Source organism: Mesorhizobium sp. M0848 (assembly GCF_040319805.1).
GTDB lineage: Bacteria > Pseudomonadota > Alphaproteobacteria > Rhizobiales > Rhizobiaceae > Mesorhizobium.
Genome location: NZ_JAMYOM010000007.1, coordinates 218,753 through 238,528 on the forward strand (window position 1 = coordinate 218,753; position 19,776 = coordinate 238,528).

The following is a 19,776-nucleotide window of genomic DNA, read 5'->3' on the forward strand; positions in this document are numbered from 1 at the left end:
CCGGTTTCGAAGCGGATGGCATTCGAAAAGAGCCACACGCATCCGGTGATGCGTGTGGTGATCGTCGGCGGTTCACATCCCCGTCAGATCGCTCATCAGCCCCGACGCCACCGACAGCCGCGACACGGTGATGTCGCCGCCCTCGGTCAGCGCCTGCAGCCGCTCGCGGATGCGCGCCACCCGCTCGCCGCCGGCGTCCAGCCAAGCAACCACCGGATCGGCCGTCTTGGCGTGGCCGGTGAGTGCCGCCACCGCGATGCCGCGCCGTGCCGCGCCGATCGTGTCGGTGGCGCGCGACAGTGCAAGCTGATCATAGTAGTCCGAAGGCGTGATCGAGCGTGCGGCGTCCTCGACACGCGGGATGCGGAAGGCATCGCTGACGGCGAAGAACGCCTTGGCCGCGGCGACGATATCGGCGCCGGCGGTGCGCGCCGTCAGCGCGATGTCGGGGATAAGTTCCGCCACCTCGCTCAGCGCCAGTTGCCCGGCCAGCCCTTCCGGCGCGCCGCTCTTGAACAGCCCGTGCCGCTTCTCCTCGATGCGCTCGCGCGAGAAAGCCGGCAGCAGCGAAACGAGCTTGGGTTCCAGCGCCTTGCGTGCTTCCTGCAGCTCGGCGATGCGCTGGCCGAGGGGTGCCGTGCCGGCATCGTTCTTGAGATACCAGCCGCTGGTCACGTAGATCAGCCGGCTGACCATCTGATAGAGATCGAGCTGCACCTGGCCGTCGATCTGGTTGTCGAGCGCGTCGATCTCGCGATACAGCGCCGGCAAGGCAAAACCGTCGCGCACCATCGCGAAGGTCCGCACCACGTCGGCGGCGGAGCGCCCCGTGGCTTCCTGCAGCCGGTTGACGAAGGACGGGCCGCCGCGATTGACCAGATCGTTGGCGACGACGCGCGTGATGATCTCGCGGCGCAGCCTGTGGCCGTGGATCTCTGCGGCGTATTTCGTCGCCATCCGGTCGGGGAAATAGCCCATCAGGTCGCGGTCGAAATGCGCGTCGTCAGGCACGTCGCTGGCGACGATGTCGGAAAACAGCACGATCTTGGCATAGGCGAGCAGCACGCCGAGCTCGGCTCTGGTCAGCGGTTCGCCACGCGCTTCGCGCTCGGCGAGCGCTGCCGGCGATGGCAGCGTCTCCACCGCGCGGTCGAGCAGGCCACGCGCCTCCAGCGCCGTCATGAAGCGGCTCTGATGCGCGATGTCGGCGAGGCCGCGCTTGCGGGCGATCGAAAGCGCCAGCGTCTGCTGGTAGTTGTTGGACAGCACCAGCGAGCCGACCTCGTCGGTCATCTCGGCCAGCAGCTTGTTGCGTGCCGGGCGCGTCAACGACCCCTTGCGCATGGCGGACGCAAGCGCGATCTTGATGTTGACCTCGACGTCGGAACAGTTGACGCCGCCCGAATTGTCGATGGCGTCGGAATTGCAGCGGCCGCCATTTAGGCCGAACTCGATGCGCGCCCGCTGCGTGACGCCGAGATTGGCGCCCTCGCCGATCACCTTGGCGCGCACGTCGAGCGCGGTGATGCGAATGGCATCGTTGGCGCGGTCGCCGACCTCGGCATTGGTCTCGGTCGATGCCCGCAAATAGGTGCCGATGCCGCCGAACCACAGGAGATCGACCGGCGCCTTGAGGATGGCGGTCATGATCTCGACCGGCGTGGCGGTGGTCTTGGCCAGGCCGATCGCCGCCGCCGCCGCCGCCGGCAAGGTGATCGACTTCTGGTTGCGCGAGACGATGATGCCGCCTTCCGACAGTTTCGTCTTGTCGTAGTCCTGCCAACTCGAACGCGGCAGCGCGAACATGCGCTCGCGCTCGGGCATGGAGGCTGCCATGTCGGGATCGGGATCGATGAAGATGTCTCGATGGTCGAAGGCGGCGATCAGCCGGGTTTTCGGCGACAAAAGCATGCCGTTGCCGAACACGTCGCCCGACATGTCGCCGACACCGACGACGGTGAAGGACGAGGTCTGGATGTCGCGGTTGATCTCGCGGAAATGCCGCTTGACCGCTTCCCAGGCGCCCTTGGCGGTGATGCCCATCTTCTTGTGGTCGTAGCCGGCAGAGCCGCCGCTGGCGAAGGCGTCGTCGAGCCAGAAGCCGTGCTTCTCCGAGATCGCGTTGGCGGTGTCGGAGAAGGTCGCCGTGCCCTTGTCGGCGGCAACGACGAAATACGGATCGTCCGGGTCGCGTCTGATGACGCCGGCCGGCGGGATGACACCGTCGAGGCCGATATTGTCGGTGATCGACAGCAGGCTGGAGACGAAGTTCTTGTAGGCCGAGGTGCCGGCCTCGAAGATCGCGTCGCGGCCGGCGCTCATCGGGAGCTTCTTCGGATAAAAGCCGCCCTTGGCGCCGACCGGCACGATGACGGCATTCTTGACCTGCTGTGCCTTGACCAGGCCAAGCACCTCGGTGCGATAGTCCTGGGCGCGGTCCGACCAGCGCAGACCGCCGCGCGCCACCGGACCGAAGCGCAGATGCAGGCCTTCGACCTCGGAACCGTAGACGAAGATCTCCCGCCACGGTCGCGGCGCCGGCAAGCCCTCGACCGCGTGCGAATCGAGCTTGATCGCCAGCGACTGGCCCTTTTCTTTCGTATCGGCAACGAAATGATTGGTGCGCAGCGAGGCTTCGATCAGATTGAGGTAGCGCCGGATGATGGTGTCGTCGTCGATGTTCGGCACATCCTCCAGCGCATCCTTGATCTTGGCCTTGAGGTGCTTTGCCGCCACCACGCCTTCGGTCTCGGCTGTCGGGCCAAGCCGGGCGATGAACAGCGCATGCAGGCCCCGCGCTATGTCGGGATAGCGATTGAGCGCGGCGGCGATGAAATCCTGGCTTTGCGGAATACCGACCTGCTGCAGATAGCGGCCATAGGCGCGCAGGATGGTGATCTCGCCAGACCACAGGCCGGCGGTCTGGGCGAGGCCGTTGTAACCGTCATTGTCGACGTCGCCGCGCCAGACGGAGAGGAACGCATCCTCGAAAAGTGCGCCGCCATCGGTCAGATCGATCGGCTTGCCGTAGCTGTTCTCAAGCTCCATGTCGTGGATGAAGACCAGGCCGGACTGGTCGTCGCCGACCTCGAAAGTGCGTTCGCTGATGACGCGGAAGCCGATGTTTTCCAACACCGGCACCCGGCGCGACAGCGCCACCGGGCTGCCGTGATGATAGATCTTCAGCGCCGCCTGATGCGGCTTCTGTTCGGCATGGCGATAATAGTCGATGGCGATCGGATTGCCGGCGCTGATCTTGGCGATGCGCCCCGCATCTGCCAGCGCAACCGCCGCGCTGAACGAATCGCGGTAGCTTTCCGGCAGCCGCGCGGCGATGCTCTTCAACGCCTGGTCGGCGCCATTGGCCTCCGCCGCATCGGAAAGCGCATCTTCCCAGGTGCGCACGATGTCGCGGATCGCCGCCTCGATCGTCGCTTGCTCGACCTTCGGCGTCTTGCCGCCGGAGCGGCCGATGATGAAGTGCACACGCGCCAGCCCGCCTTCGGGGAAGGCCGGGTAATAGGCCGACAGCCGGCCTTCGAACATGGTCTTCAGATAGAAGCCGATCTTCTCGCGCACGACGCTGTCGTAGCGGTCGCGCGGCACAAAGACGAGGATCGAAACGAAGCGGTCGAACTGGTCGGCGCGCACCAGCGCCCGCACCCGCGGCCGCTCGACCAGGCCGAGAATGGCAGCGGCATGCTTCCTCAGGACCGGCACGGGCACCTGGAACAGTTCGTCGCGCGGATAGCTCTCCAAAACGTTGATCAGCGCCTTGCCGGAGTGATCGTGCCTGTCGAAGCCGGACTTGGCGATGATGGTTTCGGCTTTTGACCTGAGATATGGGATCTTCATCACCGAGCGCGTGTAGGCGGTCGAGGTGAACAGGCCGACGATGCGCAACTCGCCCGCGAGCGTACCCTTGGCGGTGTAGGTTTTGATGCCGATGTAATCGAGATAGATGCGGCGGTGCACGGACGACTTGGCATTGGCCTTGGTGACGATCAGCGGCTCCGGCCCATGCAGGAAGGCGCGGATCTCCGGCGTCGTCGTCACCGCTTCGGTGCCGCGCCTGAGCACCAGCACGTCGGGGTCAGACAGGATGCCGAGGCCGGGCTTTTCGGCGCGCTCAAGCGTGCCGCTTTCCTCGCCGCCGGTGTATTTGAACTCGCGCATGCCAAGGAAGGTGAAATTGTCGTCGCGCAGCCACTCCAGGAAGGCGAGGGCCTCGGCAACGCTCTTCTTGTCGAGCGGCACGGCCGTATAGCGGAATTCCGAGATCGCCTGATCGAGGCGGGCCAGCATTGGCCTCCAGTCGTGAACGGCGGCATGAACCTGGCCAAGGATCTTGCGCAGCCGCTCGCTCAATCCGCTCGCCTGCTCGGATGTCAGCCGTGGGATGTGGACATGGATGACGCTCAGCCTGTCGTGGCTGCCATCGTCCTTGGCGAAATTGCCGTCGCCGAGGATTTCTTCCACGCCGCCCTTGCCGTGGCGCACGACGATAACCGGATGAGTGACCAGGGTCGGTTCGCCCGATGTCTCGGTGATCTCGCCGAGGATGGAATCGAACAGGAACGGCATGTTGTCGTTGACGACTGTGACAACCGTCATCGGGCGGCCGTCTCGCACAACGCCCGAATCGGCATCGACGGCGACGACGCACTCGCCTTTCCTGTGAGTGGCGACTGCCTGGCCGGCGAGATCGGCGGCGCGTTCGAGGTCGGCCACATCGTAGGGAGCAATGTCTTCAGCTGGCGCGCGGGCGAGCAGATAGTCCGCAAGCCTGGCTGGCCTTTCCTCCGCTTTTGTCGCTGCCGTGGCTTTTTTCTTCGGCTTGCTCGCGGATTTCACGCTGGCCATGACGCACGTCCCTCCCGTCAATGCTTTTACGACTATGGTAGCAGATGACCGCTGTTTGGCGACAAAGGTTTGACGGCTTGCAAAGAAATATCGGAATTCGGCAACAAGAATCGCCCAACGAGGAGAAATGATCCATGACCGGCAAAATCAGCGCGCTTGATCTTGGCCAGGGAGAGCTGAGCGAGGCGACAAAAACCTATTTCGCCAAATGCGAGGAGAAGCTCGGCCTCGTCCCCAACGTGCTCAAGGCCTATGCCTTCGATGATAGGAAGCTGCGCGCCTTCACCGACATGTACAACGATTTGATGCTGGGTGAGTCCGGCCTGTCGAAGCTGGAGCGCGAGATGATCGCGGTCGCCGTCTCCTCGATCAATCATTGCTACTATTGCCTGACCGCGCACGGCGCGGCGGTGCGCCAGCTCTCCGGCGACCCGGCGCTCGGCGAAATGATCGTGATGAATTTCCGCGCCGCCGATCTTTCGCCCAGGCAGACGGCAATGCTCGAATTCGCCGTCAAGCTGACCGAACAGCCGGCCAAGATCGTCGAGGCCGACCGGGCCGCGCTGCGTCAGGCCGGCTTCACCGATCGCGACATCTGGGACATCGCCTCGACCGCGGCCTTCTTCAACATGTCGAACCGGGTGGCCGCGGCAATCGACATGCGGCCGAACGACGAATACCACGCCATGGCGCGGTGAGGCGCGGCAGCTGGGCCAGGTCGAGCGTTATATTAGCAGTTTCGCATTCTCGTTGCTTGTTTGCCGGTTTGGTCCGATGATCGGCAGGCGGCATGACCGCATGCCGGTTCGATGCCGCTCACCAAGGGAGGAGAACATGGCGAAGTATCTCTACGTCTATCATGGCTCGGGCAAGATGCCGACCGACGAGGCCGAGCGGAAAGCCGCAATGGACGCCTGGAACGGCTGGTACGGCAAGCTCGGCTCGGCCGTGGTCGACGGCGGCAATCCGGTCGGCATGTCGAAGATGGTGCTGCCCGGCGGCAAGGTCGAGAACAATGGCGGCAGCAATCCGACCGCGGGCTACACGATCGTCGAAGCGAAAGACATCGACGAAGCCGTCGCCAAGGCCAAGGATTGCCCGATCCTGATGGATCCGGGTTTCAGCGTCGAAATCGCGCCGATCATTGAAATGATGTGACGGGTTAGGACCGCGCCGCGATCGCGGCCGCCGCGCCGGCCATCGTCGTCGCGCTGACACGGTTGGCGATCTTCATGGCGCGCTTGCTCTTCAAAAGCTTGCGCGCCTGCGAAGCGGCGAGCACCCAGGCGAGATCGATGGCGACCAGCACCACGGCCATGGTCGCCGTCAGCTCGACCCAGCCGACAATGCTGACCGAAGCGAGATCGATGATGGTCGGCAGCAGCGCCAGGTAGAACATCATGATCTTGGGGTTGCCGAGCGTCACCGCCATGCCCGCGAAGAACAGTTTTATCGCCGAATCCTCGCGCGGCATCTCGCCCTCTTTTGCATCGACGGGCGCGGTCCACATCTTCCAGGCGAGGTAAGCGAGATAGGCGACGCCGACCCATTTCACCACGACGAAGGCGAAATGGAAGGTCTGCGCCACGACAGCCAGCCCGAACACCGCCAGCGACAGCCAGATGCCCTCGCCGATCCACATGGCGAGCAGGAACGGGAACACGTCGCGAAACCCTTTCGAGATGACGCGGGCGACGAGCGCCGCGATCGATGGCCCGGGCGAGCCCGCGGCAACGAACAGAGCGGCGGCGAAAATCTGGAGCGAGGTGGGGTGCATAACCGGGTCTCTGGTTGAAAACCTTCGATTTCGGATATTAGCGCAAGTGGCTCGGCTGCGGTAGCACCGACAAAAGACCCTTGTCGGTCCAGCATCTCGCGGCTAGAAAGGCCGCCGCGAAAACAATTTCGAGCTTCACTTTGCCTACGTAACCGCCGGTCTCGCCAACTCCCCCGACACACTGCATGACACCGCATTCGCGGTGTCTGTTTTCATTTCCATGTGTTCTTCTGGGCGGCGGTTCGAGACCGGTTTGGCACTGCTGAACCGTTGTTGCGCGCTGCCGCCCGTGACATCCGATTTCCGATCATTGCAAGCGACCGCCACGCCGTGCCCGCATGGGCATCTCGACATCGCCGGCCTGATGAACTTCCCGACGGGAAGGGCTTATCGGCATGTCTGGACCACTGCGTATCCATTGGACGATCGCACCCAAAACCCCACCTCGGCCGCTCATCAGCTGCAATCGCTGCGGCACTGTGAAGGCCTATTGCAGCAGCGGGAAATTCCGCATCAACGCTAACGGCAAACGCATCGACGTGTGGCTGATCTATCGCTGCATCGACTGCGACAACTCCTGGAATTTCGGCATTTTCGAGCGCTGCAACCGCCGCGACATCGACCCGGCGCTGCTGGCGGCACTCGAAAAGCAACGATCCTGCACTCGCTCATCGTCATGCCTTCGATGTAATCGCGTTGCGCAACCGGATCGGGCGCGTCGAGGAGTTCTCCGATGTCAGCGTTCACAAGCGCAGGCTCGGCGACACCAGGGAAGCCGCGACCGTGTTGGAAATCCAGCTTGGGCTCGAAATGCCGACATCGCTGCGACTCGACCGGCTGCTCGCCGGCGAACTTGGCATCTCGCGATCACGGCTTCAGGCACTGGAGGAGAAGCGGCTGCTCATCGTTGACCCGGATGGAGCAAAGGCCCTGCGCAAGCCGGCCCGCGCGGGAATCGCGATCCGCATCGATCTGGCCGGCGAGACCGATCGGCAGGCCATCATCTCGGCTGCCGGTGGATGAACGAAAAAGGGGAGGAACACTGGTTGCTCCGCCCCTCTCGGTTGTTGGAAAATAGAGAGCTTACGCCGCGCCGACCACCTTGGCCGACTTCTCGAAGCGCTTGCGCTCGTTCGGATCGAGATAGAGCTTGCGCAGACGGATCGTCTTCGGCGTCACCTCGACCAGCTCGTCGTCCTGGATCCAGGCCAGAGCCTTCTCCAGCGTCATGCGGATCGGCGGCGTCAGCTTCACGGCCTCATCCTTGCCGGCGGCGCGGATGTTGGTCAGCTTCTTGCCCTTGAGCACGTTCACTTCGAGATCGTTGTCTCTGGAGTGGATGCCGATGATCATGCCCTGATAGACCTTGACGCCGGGATCGATGACCATCGGACCGCGGTCTTCCAGGTTCCACATGGCGTAGGCCACCGCCTCGCCCTGCTCGTTGGAAATCAGCACGCCATTGGTGCGGCCCGGCAATTCGCCCTTGTAGGGCTCATAGGCATGGAAAAGCCGGTTCATCACGGCGGTGCCGCGCGTGTCGGTCAACAGTTCCGACTGGTAGCCGATCAGGCCACGGGTCGGCGCGTGGAAGACGATGCGCTGGCGGTTGCCGCCGGATGGGCGCAGTTCGACCATCTCGGCCTTGCGCTCGGACATCTTCTGCACGACGACGCCGGCATGCTCCTCGTCGACGTCGATGACGACTTCTTCGACCGGCTCGAGCAGGTCGCCATTTTCGGCCTTCTGCATGACGACGCGCGGACGCGACACGGCAATCTCGAAACCCTCGCGGCGCATCGTCTCGATCAGCACGGCCAGTTGCAATTCGCCGCGGCCGGAGACGAAGAACGAATCCTTGTCAGGCGATTCCTCGATCTTCAGCGCGACATTGCCTTCGGCTTCGCGCAGCAGGCGGTCGCGGATGACGCGGCTGGTCACCTTGTCGCCTTCGGTGCCGGCCAGCGGACTGTCGTTGACCAGGAACGACATGGTCACGGTCGGCGGATCGATCGGCTGCGCATGCAGCGGTTCGCTCACGCTCAGGTCGCAGAACGTGTCGGCGACGGTGCCCTTCGACAGGCCGGCAATGGCGACGATGTCGCCCGCCTGCGCTTCTTCGATCGGCTGGCGCTCGAGGCCGCGGAAGGCCAGGATCTTCGAAATACGGCCGGTTTCGATCTGGGTACCGTCATGGTGCAGCACCTTGACCGGCTGGTTGGCCTTCAGCGTGCCGCTCTCGATGCGGCCGGTGATGATGCGGCCGAGAAACGGATTGGCTTCCAGGATGGTGCCGATCATGCGGAACGGGCCGGGATGAACGGTCGGCTCCGGCACATGCTTGATGACGAGGTCGAACAGCGGCGCCAGCTGCTGGTCTTTCGGTCCTTCCGGATTTTCCGAAACCCAGCCATCGCGGCCTGAACCGTACAGAATCGGGAAGTCGAGCTGCTCGTCGGTGGCGTCGAGCGCGGCGAAAAGGTCGAACACCTCGTTGACCACCTCGACATGACGGGCGTCCGGACGGTCGATCTTGTTGATGACGACGATCGGCTTCAGGCCGACCTTGAGCGCCTTGCCGACGACGAACTTGGTCTGCGGCATCGGCCCTTCGGCGGCATCGACCAGCACGATGGCTGAGTCCACCATCGACAGGATGCGTTCGACCTCGCCGCCAAAATCGGCGTGGCCGGGCGTGTCGACGATGTTGATGCGGGTATCCTTCCAGTCGACCGAGGTCGCCTTGGCCAGGATGGTGATGCCGCGTTCCTTTTCGAGGTCGTTGGAATCCATGGCGCGCTCGGCGACGCGCTGATTGTCTCGGAAGGAGCCGGACTGCTTCAAAAGCTGGTCGACCAAGGTGGTCTTTCCATGGTCGACGTGCGCGATGATCGCGATATTACGAATTTTCATGTTCTGGTCTCGGAAGCGTTGCAGGCAGCAGGCCAAAAGGCGCTGCCTCTTTCGGTTGCGCGGCTCATACAGGGTTTTTCGCAGTTGCGAAAGAGGAGGCGCGTCACCAAATACTCATCAAATCTTAAGCATCTGCGTGTGAGATGATTTTGTTAACCAAGGCGGGAACCCTTCGGGGCCCAGACAGTTCGAACGTCATGACCGATAAACTCAACCGATTTTGGCCGCTCATCGCCTCCGTTGCCTTCGCCGTCCTGCTGGCGGCCAACGCCGCGCAGTCGGCCGCCACGATGAAGGAATCCCGGCCTGCCTTGCCGTCGGAGGCACAGTCGGCCGAGCAGATTTTCGCCGACGCGCCCGACGGCGTCGACCCGGTGGTGACCGGCCCGGTCAGCGCCGCCTTCAAGCAGCGGCAGGACGCCGCCAACTGCGACAGCGCCGTCTGGCCGAATATCCCCATGGTCTGCTACCCGGACTAGTCAGCGCTTCATCCCCGCCCCGTCTCGCCAGCTTCGCTTTGCGAAGCCGCCGCGCCGACCCTCCCCACAAGGGGGAGGGTATAAAGTGCGCTTACGCCGACCGCACCGGGTCGAGCGTCACCTTGTAGAGTTCATTGTCGTCGCGATCCATCAGCCGCACCGTCATCTGCTCGCTGGCGCCTGAAATATCGACAAGCCCGAAGAATTGCAAACCCGCCGAGGGCGGCAGGTTCTGTCCCTGTTCGGCGGTCGGCACCTTGATGAACTTCAACTCCGGACCGAACGTCATGTCGAAATCGTTGGGACCGAACGTGCCGGCATGGATCGGACCCGAGACGAATTCCCAGAACGGATTGAACTCCTGGAACTGCGCCTTGTCCGGATTGTAATAATGCGCGGCCGTGTAATGCACGTCTGCGGTGAGCCAGACGGTGTTGCTGATGCCGGCATTCTTGATGAAGCGCAGCAGGTCGGCGATCTCGATCTCGCGCCCTTTTGGCAAGTCATTATCGCCATTGCTGACCGCCTCGGCACCCACCTTCTTGGTGCCGTCGTCCCAGACGACGAGGCCGAGCGGCATGTCGGCGGCGATGATTTTCCAGGTCGCCTTCGAATTCGCCAGTTCGCGCTTCAGCCATTTCGTCTGCTGTTCGCCCAGCATGCGCGATTGCGGCGTCATCTCATCCTGCATGTCGGGACCATTGGGGCCGCGATAGGAGCGCATGTCGAGGAAGAACACGTCGAGCAGCGGCCCATAAGCGATCTTGCGATAGACGCGGCCGGGCTCGGACGGTTCGTAGCGGATGGTCGTCATCTCGTGGAAAGCCCGCGCCGCACGGGCCGCCAGCACGTGGATGGATTTTTCCGTATAGCGGCCGTCGGCGCTGAGATCCTTCGAATCCGACCAGTTGTTCAGGACTTCATGGTCGTCCCACTGGTAGAAAGTCGGACAGATGGCGCTCAGGCCAAGCACGTTCTTGTCCATCATGTTGTATTTCCACTGGTCCCGGTATTCGTCCAGCGTCTCGGCGACCTTGCGCTTGCCGTCGATCAGCACGACGTTCTTCCACTTGCCGCCGCCGGGCAGGTCGACCTCGTCCTTCATGGCGCCGTCGGCATAGATGGTGTCGCCCGAATGCAGGAAGAAGTCGGGCGTGTGCTTGCCGATCGTGGCGTAGGTCTTCATGCCGGTCTCATCGATGCCCCAGCCCTGGCCGGCGGTGTCGCCGGACCAGGCAAAGCGGATGTCGCGCTTCGAGGCTGGCGCCGTCCTGAAACGGCCGGTGATCGGCTCCGAAACGGCGTTGATGTCGGCGAGGTCGGCTGCCGTCATTCGATAGAAGATGTCCTGGTCGGAAGCGAGGTCGGTGAGCAGCCGCTTGACCGTGTAATCGCTGGCCGGCGACGTATCGAGAGGCGCCAGGCGCGTCGCATTGGCAAAATTCTCCGTCGACGACACTTCGAACATGACGCGCGACGGGCGATCGGTGCGCGTCCACACCATGCCGCTGGTTGCGTCGACATCGCCGGACTGAACGCCATGGGTGAAGGAAGGCCGCTGATTGGCACGCGAATAGTAGGGCAGCGCCAGGCTCGAAACGCCGGCCAGGCCAACGGCGCCGGCGGAAGTGACAAAAGCGCGGCGGGTCATCGAAAGCTTGTTCACGGCTGTCTCCTGGATGGCTTGAACGGTGCCACCAAAATCCAGCGTCAATGTTTCAGGGACATCTCGAAATGATGAAGTTTTTCTGACGATCAACAGGCGGGTGATCTCCCCCCTCGAGGGGGAGATGTCGCCGAAGGCGACAGAGGGGGTCGCCGCGCATGGAGCGCCAGCCTCCATCTGCACCAGGAGGCCGAGCCCGGTCGGACCGCCCCCTCTGGCCGCTTCGCGGCCATCTCCCCCTCGAGGGGGAGATTTGCTCCGTCGCCGAGCTTCAAGCCGCCTGCGGCTCTGGCTCGAAAGCTGGCTTGCTGGTGTTGATCAGCAGCGAGATACAGGCGGCGGCGATTGCCGTCATGCCGGCGATCAGGAACGCCAGTTCGTAATTGCCCTGCAACTCGCGCATGGTGCCGCCGAAGGCGGCGGCTGTCGCCGCACCGATCTGGTGTCCGGCGACGATCCAGCCGAACACGATCGGCCCGCTGCGGTCGCCGAACGCCTCATTGGCGAGCCGCAGCGTCGGCGGCACGGTGGCGATCCAGTCGAGGCCGTAGAGCACGGCGAAGATGATCAGGCTGGTCGCCGAGAAGCCGGAATAGGGCAGGTAGATCAGCGACAGGCCGCGAATGCCGTAATAGACGCCGAGCAGCTTGCGCGGGTCGTAGCGGTCGGTGAGCCAGCCGGACAGTGTCGTGCCGATCAGGTCGAAGATACCCATCATCGACAGCAGGCCGGCGGCCTGCACCTCGCCGATGCCCATGTCGCCACAGAACGCGATCAGATGCGTGCCGACCAGCCCGTTGGTGGTGAAGCCGCAGACGAAGAAGGTGGCGAACAGATACCAGAAGACGCGGGTGCCGGCGGCGCGGCGCAGCGTCGAGAACGTATGCGCGAGGAAATTGCCCTGTGACGCGGGCGGAGCCGGCGGCAGGTCGTCGGCATCGGCGCCGTAGCGCACCATGCCGATCGAGGCCGGCCGCTCCGGCACCAGCAGCCAGACCAGCGGTATCAGAGCCGCGGTTGCGATCGCGACCGCAACGACAACCGGCTGCCAGCCGCCCGACTGCGCCAGCGCGGCGATCAGCGGCAGGAACACCAGCATGCCCGAGGCGCTGGAGGCCGACATCAATCCCATGACAAGGCCGCGATTGGTCTTGAACCACCGGTTGACGATGGTCGCGCCGAGCACGCTGGCGACAGCACCGGAACCAATGCCCGAGAACACGCCCCAGGTGATAAACAGATGCCACGGCTTGGTCATCAGCAGGCTGAGCGCGGTCGAGCCTGACATCACCACCAGCGAGGCCAGCAATGTGCGGCGCAGCCCGATGCGCTCCATCAGGGCCGCGGCAAATGGCCCCGTCAGGCCGTAAAGCAGGATGCCGACACCTGCGGCCAGCGAGATGATGTCGCGCCGCCAGCCGAAACTGGTCTCCAGCGGCAGCATCATGACAGAGGGAGCAGACCGCAGACCGGCCGCGACCAGCAGGCTAAGGAAGATGACGCCGACCACGACGAAAGCGTAGCGCTGGCCAAATGGGCGGGATTGAGCTATCATGTTACTGACCGGTACGTTGCAGGTGGAGTATGTATACGTACCGATCGGTAACATTGTCAATCGAGCCACACGATGCCAACGGACAAAAATATTGATCTGACCATCAGCGACGGTCATGCGTCGGCGCCGCCGAAAGCAGCCAAGAAGATCCTCGATGTGGCCTATGACCTGTTCTACCGGCGCGGCATCAGGGCGATAGGCGTCGACGAGATCGTCAAACGTGCCGGCGTCACCAAGCCCAGCCTCTATCGCAGCTTTCCGTCCAAGGATGAACTGGCCGCCTCCTATCTCAGGCAGTACGATCTTGAATATTGGGAGCGTTTCGACGAGGCGGTCGCCGCTCATCCCGGCGAGCCGCGCGCACAGATCAAGGCTTTTCTGACCCGCATCGGCAAGCGCACGCAAGTGGCGGATTATCGCGGCTGCGGCATGACCAATGCGGCGGTCGAATATCCCGACCACAGCCATCCGGCCCGCGTGGTCAGCGAGGCCAACAAGCAGGAACTGCGCCGCCGGCTGCGCGCCATGGCGGCCGCGATGGGCGCGCAAGACCCTGACACGCTCGGCGACGGCCTGCTGCTGCTGATCGAGGGCGCCTATATCAGCGGCCAGCTGTTCGGGCTCGGCGGCCCGGCCCAGGCGGTTGCCCGCAATGCCGACCTGCTGATTGAAGCGAGCTTGAAGAAATAGCGTTTGACGCTACGCTGCAGCGGCTTGCAACGGAGATTGACCGCCATGCGTGCCATTCTGATCCCGCTTGTTCTGGTCGGTCTCGGTCAGGCGGCGCAAGCCGACGGCATTTCCAGCGCCTACACCGATCTGGATTCGAAAACGGACTGCGTGACCTACGCGCAGGCAGAAGAAGGCGACGGCGACTGGGCCGAACTCGCCTGTTCGGGCTATCGCGGCTATCCCGTACTGATCGCCTATGACGACGCGCGTGAATCGCTGTTCTACGGCTTTCCGCCCGGCGGCGACATGACGACGGTCTGGGAAAGCTTTTCCGGCTTCAATTCGTCCGGAGCCAAGATCGAATGGCGCATCGAAACCAAGGGCGACACGGCAGTGCCCTATGCCGCCATCCATCGCCGCTCGATCAGCAATCCCGAGGACGAGAAAAAGCCGACCGAGGTGCTGCTCGTCGCCAAGGTCGGCCAGATGGAAGCCCGCGACGGCTGCACCGTCGGCCTGGTGCTGGCCACGGGCAATCCCACCGCCAACGATCAGGCGCGCAAGCTTGCCGACGGCAAGGCACGGACCTTCGCCTGTGGCAAGGACAGGCGCACTGTCATCGGCAACGTGCCGGCTTTCGGCCGGGTGGATAACTAGATCAGTTGCTTAGCACGGAACTTCTGCCACATGCAGGTCGCACACGTCGGGATTGACCGAAACGCCTTTGACTTCGTCATCCACGGGCGCAGCAAGGAGCGTAGCGACGCAGCGCAGACCCGAGGATCCATGCCGCGACACCAACAACACCACAACGGTGCAGAATTCTGCTTAGCCGCGCACTTCACCGAGCGTCACGGCATGGATACCAGGGTCTCCGCGACGCCGCTTCGCGGCTGCTCCGCCCTGGTATGACGAAGTTGAGGGGCCTCGCGAGGCCTAGGCCCTGCGAGGTTGATGCTCCGCAGAGCCTAAGCCCAGCTACTTGCTCGCCTTGGCCCGCTCGATCGCCTCGACGATCATCTTCTTGGCATATTTGGAATCGTGCCAGCCTTCGATCTTGACCCATTTGCCGGGCTCGAGATCCTTGTAGTGCTCGAAGAAGTGCTGCACCTGCTGGCGCGTGATGTCGGGCAGCTGGGTGTATTCGGTGACGTTCTCGTAGCGCAGCGTCAGTTTCGGTGACGGCACGGCGATGATCTTCTCGTCCTGGCCGGCATTGTCTTCCATGATCAGCACGCCGATAGGCCTGACGTTGATGACGCAGCCCGGCACCAGGGCGCGCGTGTTGCAGACCAGCACGTCGATCGGATCGCCGTCGCCCGACAGCGTGTGCGGCACGAAGCCGTAGTTGCCGGGGTAGCGCATCGAGGTGTGCAGGAAGCGGTCGACGAACAGCGTGCCGGCTTCCTTGTCCATCTCATACTTGATCGGCTCGCCGCCGATCGGCACCTCGATGATGACGTTGACGTCCTCAGGCGGGTTCTTTCCGCTGGCTATGGCTTCGATGCGCATGGCTTAAATCCCTCTCTCGATGGGCGATCGATAGCGGGCGGCGCGCCATGGTGCAATGCGGCGAATGGTGCTGGCTGAAATCGGGAGACGCAATGGCCGAAAGGCCGGGCTGTCATTCCCAGACGAAAGCGACCTTCTTGAGCGCCTTCTGCTCGAAGATCTCGACGCCTTCGGCTACATCGCGGCCGCCGGCGCCGGCATAGAAGGCAAGCGCGTTCTGGTTGTCTTCCAGCGCCCAAACGACCATGCCTTTCAGCCCATGGTCGGCCAGGCGCGCCCTGGCCGCCGCGAACAGCCGGCTGCCAAGCCCGATGCCCTGATATTCCGGCCGCAGGTACAATTCGTAGATTTCGCCTTGCTGGCGCAGTTCGCGGGCGCGGTTCTTGCCGATCGTCGCATAGCCGGCGATCTTGCCGCCGATCTCGACGACCAGGACGGTGGCGGCGCGGCGAATCGCATTCGCCCACCAGTCGGCTCCTCGACGGTTGATCATCGATGTCAGGGTGCGGTGCGGAATGATGCCGGAATAGGCGCCGCGCCAGGCCTCCAGATGCACCTCGGCGATGGCACTGGCATCGCGCGGGTCGGCTTTCCGGATGTCGATCGTCAGCGTATTCATGATTTGTTAACCATAAACCCGCATCGCCCGATTGCAAGAGTCCCGGCGGCCCGCCGGCTGCTTTCTCACAGGCGGTCACCACCTAAGACAGGGCCCTCGAAGCTTCACTGGAAGGACTCAGATTTCGACCAAATGGTCGTCGAGTTCGTTGCTGTCGCCCACTGTGACCGGGAAATGCTCGGCCAGTACCGCACCCACCTGCTCGATCGCCTTGACGAAGCCGTCGGCAAGCCGGTCGTCGCCGGCATGCGCGGTCAAGTCGCGCACGACACCGTCCCAGACATGCTGGCCGACCTTGGCGTCGATGCCCGAATCGGCGACCACTTCGGCATAGCGCTCGGCGATCGATACGAAGACCAGCACGCCGGTGCGCGCCGTGGTGCGGTGGACGTTGCGGGCAAGGAACTGCTTGACCGCGTTCGCGTGCGCCGCCTGGTAGCGCAGCCGCCTCGGCACCAGATGGATGCGCAGGCCGGGCAGCGCCCACAACAAGGCCAGCACGCAGGCAAGCGCCAGGAGCTGGGCGAGGACGAAATGCGGCAGCCGGATCGACAGCCACCAGGCCTCCAGACCGTAGCCGACCGCCAGGCTGACGATCAGCATGCACACGGTCGCCATGAAGGCGGCCGGGAAGAAATAGCCGTCGCTGGCATGGGCCACGACGCAGTAGATCTCGCCGTCGGTTTTCTCCTCGGCGGCGCGGATCGCGGTTGCGATGCGCTCATGATCCTGCGGGCTGATTGGTCGTGTTGCCATGATATGTCTCACCAGCTTCCTGAAGAACCGCCACCACCCGATGAGCCGCCGCCACCGGAAAACCCGCCACCGCCGCTTGATCCCGAAGACCAACCACCACCGGAGCTGCCCGACGACCAGCCGCCCGAAGACGAACCCGTTGTCCAGCCGCTGCTGCCCGAGTACCCGCTCGGCCCACGGCCGTAACGAAACGTCATGCCCAGCCATCTGTACACGCCCGGCGACAGCTTCGTGCCGAACATCGGCGGCAGGAACGCCATCGCCAACCCGCCGAAAAACATCGTCGCCCACAGGATCAGGAACACGGCAACGATCGGATCGATGGACGTGCCGTCATCGGCGGGATTGCGCTTGCCTCGCGCTTCCAGTTCTTCGGGATTGCCCTCCAGGACCATGACCATGTCATCGACGGCTTTGCTGATACCGCCGGAGAAGTCCCCGGCGCGGAAGGCCGGCGCCATGTCGTTTTCGATGATCAACTTGGTGTGCAGGTCGGTCAGCGTACCTTCCAGCCCATAACCGACCTCGATGCGCATCTTGCGGTCGTTCGGGGCAACCAGCAGGAGCACGCCATTGTTCTCGCCCGCCTGGCCAAGTTTCCAGAAGCGGAACAGGCGGTTGGCGTAGGGCTCGATCTCCTCGCCATCAAGGTTGGGGATCGTCGCGACGACGATCTGATCGGAACCTTTTGTCTCGAAGTCGGCGAGTTTTTGGGTCAGCGCCGCCCTGGTCGCGGCATCGATGATGCCGGCATTGTCGACGACACGGCCGGTCAGCGCCGGCAGGTCGGCCGCGTAGGCCATGACGCAGGAGAACAGCACGACCGCGGCAATCAGGACGGCCGAGGCGAGGCGGTCGTGTTTCGACAGGCTGATGCTGGGTATCGTCATGCCATCACCAGCTTCCCGACGAGCCGCCGCCGCCGGACGAACCGCCGCCGCCGGAAAAGCCTCCACCGCTGCTTGACCCCGAAGACCAGCCGCCGCTGGAACTTCCCGACGACCAGCCACCACGGGAGGATCGCCGGCTTGGCTCGAAGGTCATGCCGAGCCAGCGGTAGCGGCCAGGACCGAGCTTCTGGCCGAAGATCGGCGGCAAGATGGAGACAGCAAGACTGCCGACCATAATGGTTATCCATATGCCGATGAACACGGTGAAGAACAGGTCGTCGGACTCGAAAGGCGCCTCCTGGTTGCGCTCGCCGCGCGCCTCCAGCTCCTCCGGATTTCCTTCCAGCACCATGATCATGTCGTCTACGGCTTTGCTGATACCGCCGGAGAAATCGCCGGCACGGAAGGCCGGCACCATGTCGCTTTCGATGATGAGCTTGGTATGCAGGTCGGTCAGCGTACCTTCCAGCCCATAACCGACCTCGATGCGCATCTTGCGGTCGTTCGGGGCGACCAGCAGGAGCACGCCGTTGTTTTCCTTCGCCTGGCCGAGTTTCCAGAAGCGGAACAGCCGGTTGGCGTAGGGCTCGATCTCCTCGCCGTCGAGGCTCGGGATCGTCGCGACGACGATCTGGTCGGAGCCTTTTGTCTCGAAGTCGGCGAGCTTCCGCGTCAGCGCCGCCTTGGTCGCGGCATCGAGGATGCCGGCATTGTCGACGACACGGCCGGTCAGGACGGGGAGATCGGCGGCGATGGCGAGTGGCAGGAAGAGGAAGCTGAGAATGACAGCCAAGAATGTCAGGCTGGCGTTTCTTGGCACCCCCCTCTGTCCTGCCGGACATCTCCCCCGCAAGGGGGGAGATTGGCTGTCTTCACTGACGGCTCTTTTCCTGTGATGTTGAAAATTGGCCAATCCGCCAAAGCAGCCGATCTCCCCCCTTGCGGGGGAGATGTCCGGCAGGACAGAGGGGGGTGTGAAGGAACACAAGGTCGACAATGACCAAGCTCACCATGCGTCCTTCACCCGCCCTGCTTCGTGCCGAAATCGACCTTCGGCGGCTGCATCTTGTCTTCGGCGACGGTGAAATTGGCAAAGGGCTCGTTGCCGCGGAACCAGAAGGTCGCCCACAGCACCGAGGGAAAGGTCCTCAGCGTCAGATTGTAGTCCCTGACCGCCTGGATGTAGTCGCGCCGCGACACCGCGATGCGGTTCTCGGTGCCTTCGAGCTGGGCTTGCAGCGCCAGGAAATTCTGATTGGCCTTGAGGTCGGGATAGGCCTCCGAGACCGCGATCAGCCGCGACAGCGCGCTGGTCAGCCCCGCCTGGGCATCCTGAAACTTCTTGAGGGCTTCGGGATCCTTCAGCGTTTCCGGTGTTACCGTGATCTGCGTTGCCTTGGCGCGTGCCTCGACCACCGCGTCGAGCGTATCCTTTTCGTGCGAGGCATAACCCTTCACCGTCTCGACCAGGTTGGGGATGAGGTCGGCGCGGCGCTGATACTGGTTCAGCACCTCGCTCCATGCCGCCCTGGCGTTTTCTTCCGCTGTGGGGATGGTGTTGTAGCCGCAGCCGGCAAGCAGCGGCAGCACGATCGCCATCATCAGGAAGGCGGGCAGCGTGCGGAACGTGGACGGCGAGGCAAGGCGCTGGGCAAACATGATGGGGTCCCTCGGTAGAAGTTGCACGCGAAGCATTACCACAATCAGCGCGCAAGAAAACCGCCCGGGCCGGCAGCCCTCGCCTGGCATGCCCAATGCCGCTGCAAGGCTCTGTGATTGGCCGTACGAACGCGATAAGGTCCTGCAAAACGGGACATCATCATGGCGGAGCACCAGGACAGCGAGAAGGAATCGCGCCGTATCCTCGAGCGCATCGCGCACGAGACGGATCCGGCCGGCGACTCGTTTGCGGGGCGGGCCGCGAAAGGCATGCACGATCACGCTACCGCGGCCGATGCCGATCGCGCCGATCCGATCGAAGTCTGGGGCACCCGCTTTGGCCGCACGCTGGGCCTGCTGCTGGCGCTGGGCCTGATGGTCTGGCTCGTGCTTTACGTCATCCGGGGCAGTTAGG

At 63.6% G+C, this 19,776-nt stretch carries 18 protein-coding genes and 1 pseudogene; 8 read left to right on the plus strand and 11 right to left on the minus strand.

What is annotated here, in order from left to right:
- Nucleotides 1-72: 72 nt before the first annotated feature.
- The gene (locus tag NKH95_RS10535; protein ID WP_352891498.1) at nt 73-4,863 is read right to left on the minus strand and encodes an NAD-glutamate dehydrogenase; all 4,791 of its coding nucleotides are present in this window, start codon (nt 4,861-4,863) and stop codon (nt 73-75) included.
- Nucleotides 4,864-4,997: 134 nt separating this feature from the next.
- Here NKH95_RS10535 and NKH95_RS10540 point away from each other — a divergent pair, with 134 nt between their 5' ends.
- Both NKH95_RS10540 and NKH95_RS10545 read left to right on the plus strand, forming a co-directional pair.
- Nucleotides 4,998-5,561: a peroxidase-related enzyme gene (locus NKH95_RS10540; protein ID WP_352891499.1), complete on the plus strand. Its 564-nt coding sequence runs from the start codon at nt 4,998-5,000 to the stop codon at nt 5,559-5,561.
- A gap of 136 nt (nt 5,562-5,697) precedes the next feature.
- Entirely contained in the window at nt 5,698-6,021 is a 324-nt protein-coding gene (locus tag NKH95_RS10545; RefSeq protein WP_023811729.1) for a YciI family protein, read from the plus strand.
- Between the two features lie 4 nt (nt 6,022-6,025).
- On the opposite strand, the gene NKH95_RS10550 is transcribed toward NKH95_RS10545, so the two are convergent.
- Nucleotides 6,026-6,640: a LysE family translocator gene (locus NKH95_RS10550; RefSeq protein ID WP_352891500.1), complete on the minus strand. Its 615-nt coding sequence runs from the start codon at nt 6,638-6,640 to the stop codon at nt 6,026-6,028.
- A gap of 253 nt (nt 6,641-6,893) precedes the next feature.
- Between NKH95_RS10550 and NKH95_RS10555 the strand changes: the two genes are divergently transcribed.
- Both NKH95_RS10555 and NKH95_RS10560 read left to right on the plus strand, forming a co-directional pair.
- Nucleotides 6,894-7,163 (plus strand): hypothetical protein, encoded by a 270-nt coding sequence (locus tag NKH95_RS10555; protein ID WP_352891518.1) that lies wholly within the window; start codon nt 6,894-6,896, stop codon nt 7,161-7,163.
- Nucleotides 7,096-7,663: pseudogene (locus NKH95_RS10560) on the plus strand (DUF1062 domain-containing protein). Before NKH95_RS10555 ends, NKH95_RS10560 begins: the two are co-directional and overlap by 68 nt.
- A 60-nt stretch (nt 7,664-7,723) precedes the next feature.
- On the opposite strand, the gene typA reads toward NKH95_RS10560, so the two are convergent.
- Nucleotides 7,724-9,553, minus strand: coding sequence for a translational GTPase TypA (gene typA, locus NKH95_RS10565; RefSeq protein ID WP_352891501.1), 1,830 nt, complete (start codon nt 9,551-9,553; stop codon nt 7,724-7,726).
- A gap of 197 nt (nt 9,554-9,750) precedes the next feature.
- On the opposite strand from typA, the gene NKH95_RS10570 reads away from it, so the two are divergent.
- Entirely contained in the window at nt 9,751-10,032 is a 282-nt protein-coding gene (locus tag NKH95_RS10570; protein ID WP_352891503.1) for a hypothetical protein, read from the plus strand.
- A gap of 91 nt (nt 10,033-10,123) precedes the next feature.
- Here the strand turns inward: NKH95_RS10570 and NKH95_RS10575 are convergent, their stop codons facing one another.
- Together NKH95_RS10575 and NKH95_RS10580 are read right to left on the minus strand one after the other, a co-directional pair.
- Complete coding sequence (locus tag NKH95_RS10575) at nt 10,124-11,683, minus strand: alkaline phosphatase D family protein (protein WP_502895189.1); 1,560 nt, start codon at nt 11,681-11,683, stop codon at nt 10,124-10,126.
- Nucleotides 11,684-11,969: 286 nt separating this feature from the next.
- Nucleotides 11,970-13,253, minus strand: coding sequence for an MFS transporter (locus tag NKH95_RS10580; protein WP_352772747.1), 1,284 nt, complete (start codon nt 13,251-13,253; stop codon nt 11,970-11,972).
- Between the two features lie 72 nt (nt 13,254-13,325).
- Here NKH95_RS10580 and NKH95_RS10585 point away from each other — a divergent pair, with 72 nt between their 5' ends.
- Nucleotides 13,326-13,943, plus strand: coding sequence for a TetR/AcrR family transcriptional regulator (locus NKH95_RS10585; protein ID WP_023811722.1), 618 nt, complete (start codon nt 13,326-13,328; stop codon nt 13,941-13,943).
- A 45-nt stretch (nt 13,944-13,988) separates the two neighbouring features.
- Complete coding sequence (locus tag NKH95_RS10590; RefSeq protein ID WP_352772744.1) at nt 13,989-14,582, plus strand: hypothetical protein; 594 nt, start codon at nt 13,989-13,991, stop codon at nt 14,580-14,582.
- 321 nt (nt 14,583-14,903) lie between these two features.
- Here the strand turns inward: NKH95_RS10590 and ppa are convergent, their stop codons facing one another.
- From ppa to NKH95_RS10620, 6 genes are all read right to left on the minus strand, one after another.
- Nucleotides 14,904-15,437, minus strand: a complete 534-nt coding sequence (gene ppa / locus NKH95_RS10595; protein ID WP_127294141.1) for an inorganic diphosphatase — start codon at nt 15,435-15,437, stop codon at nt 14,904-14,906.
- Nucleotides 15,438-15,549: 112 nt separating this feature from the next.
- Nucleotides 15,550-16,056 carry a GNAT family N-acetyltransferase gene (locus NKH95_RS10600; protein ID WP_056586049.1) on the minus strand — a complete coding sequence of 169 codons (507 nt, stop codon included), beginning with the start codon at nt 16,054-16,056 and terminating at the stop codon, nt 15,550-15,552.
- A gap of 117 nt (nt 16,057-16,173) precedes the next feature.
- Nucleotides 16,174-16,812, minus strand: a complete 639-nt coding sequence (locus NKH95_RS10605; RefSeq protein WP_352772741.1) for a TPM domain-containing protein — start codon at nt 16,810-16,812, stop codon at nt 16,174-16,176.
- 8 nt (nt 16,813-16,820) lie between these two features.
- On the minus strand, nt 16,821-17,702 hold the full coding sequence (locus tag NKH95_RS10610; protein ID WP_352772738.1) for a TPM domain-containing protein: 882 nt from the start codon (nt 17,700-17,702) through the stop codon (nt 16,821-16,823).
- A 4-nt stretch (nt 17,703-17,706) separates the two neighbouring features.
- Nucleotides 17,707-18,522: a TPM domain-containing protein gene (locus NKH95_RS10615; protein ID WP_352772736.1), complete on the minus strand. Its 816-nt coding sequence runs from the start codon at nt 18,520-18,522 to the stop codon at nt 17,707-17,709.
- A 200-nt stretch (nt 18,523-18,722) separates the two neighbouring features.
- On the minus strand, nt 18,723-19,361 hold the full coding sequence (locus NKH95_RS10620) for a LemA family protein (protein ID WP_023811716.1): 639 nt from the start codon (nt 19,359-19,361) through the stop codon (nt 18,723-18,725).
- Between the two features lie 162 nt (nt 19,362-19,523).
- On the opposite strand from NKH95_RS10620, the gene NKH95_RS10625 reads away from it, so the two are divergent.
- Nucleotides 19,524-19,775, plus strand: coding sequence for a hypothetical protein (locus NKH95_RS10625; RefSeq protein ID WP_352797650.1), 252 nt, complete (start codon nt 19,524-19,526; stop codon nt 19,773-19,775).
- Nucleotide 19,776 lies beyond the last annotated feature (1 nt).

Excerpts from the sequence above, each read along its gene's own strand:
- NKH95_RS10545 (WP_023811729.1), top strand. The coding sequence starts at position 5,698 with ATGGCGAAGTATCTCTACGTCTATCATGGCTCGGGCAAGATGCCGACC.
- NKH95_RS10620 (WP_023811716.1), bottom strand. The coding sequence starts at position 19,361 with ATGTTTGCCCAGCGCCTTGCCTCGCCGTCCACGTTCCGCACGCTGCCC.
- ppa (WP_127294141.1), bottom strand. The coding sequence starts at position 15,437 with ATGCGCATCGAAGCCATAGCCAGCGGAAAGAACCCGCCTGAGGACGTC.
- NKH95_RS10605 (WP_352772741.1), bottom strand. The coding sequence starts at position 16,812 with ATGGCAACACGACCAATCAGCCCGCAGGATCATGAGCGCATCGCAACC.
- typA (WP_352891501.1), bottom strand. The coding sequence starts at position 9,553 with ATGAAAATTCGTAATATCGCGATCATCGCGCACGTCGACCATGGAAAG.
- NKH95_RS10600 (WP_056586049.1), bottom strand. The coding sequence starts at position 16,056 with ATGAATACGCTGACGATCGACATCCGGAAAGCCGACCCGCGCGATGCC.
- NKH95_RS10575 (WP_502895189.1), bottom strand. The coding sequence starts at position 11,683 with ATGACCCGCCGCGCTTTTGTCACTTCCGCCGGCGCCGTTGGCCTGGCC.
- NKH95_RS10550 (WP_352891500.1), bottom strand. The coding sequence starts at position 6,640 with ATGCACCCCACCTCGCTCCAGATTTTCGCCGCCGCTCTGTTCGTTGCC.
- NKH95_RS10610 (WP_352772738.1), bottom strand. The coding sequence starts at position 17,702 with ATGACGATACCCAGCATCAGCCTGTCGAAACACGACCGCCTCGCCTCG.
- NKH95_RS10570 (WP_352891503.1), top strand. The coding sequence starts at position 9,751 with ATGACCGATAAACTCAACCGATTTTGGCCGCTCATCGCCTCCGTTGCC.
- NKH95_RS10535 (WP_352891498.1), bottom strand. The coding sequence starts at position 4,863 with ATGGCCAGCGTGAAATCCGCGAGCAAGCCGAAGAAAAAAGCCACGGCA.
- NKH95_RS10585 (WP_023811722.1), top strand. The coding sequence starts at position 13,326 with ATGCCAACGGACAAAAATATTGATCTGACCATCAGCGACGGTCATGCG.
- NKH95_RS10540 (WP_352891499.1), top strand. The coding sequence starts at position 4,998 with ATGACCGGCAAAATCAGCGCGCTTGATCTTGGCCAGGGAGAGCTGAGC.
- NKH95_RS10625 (WP_352797650.1), top strand. The coding sequence starts at position 19,524 with ATGGCGGAGCACCAGGACAGCGAGAAGGAATCGCGCCGTATCCTCGAG.
- NKH95_RS10580 (WP_352772747.1), bottom strand. The coding sequence starts at position 13,253 with ATGATAGCTCAATCCCGCCCATTTGGCCAGCGCTACGCTTTCGTCGTG.
- NKH95_RS10590 (WP_352772744.1), top strand. The coding sequence starts at position 13,989 with ATGCGTGCCATTCTGATCCCGCTTGTTCTGGTCGGTCTCGGTCAGGCG.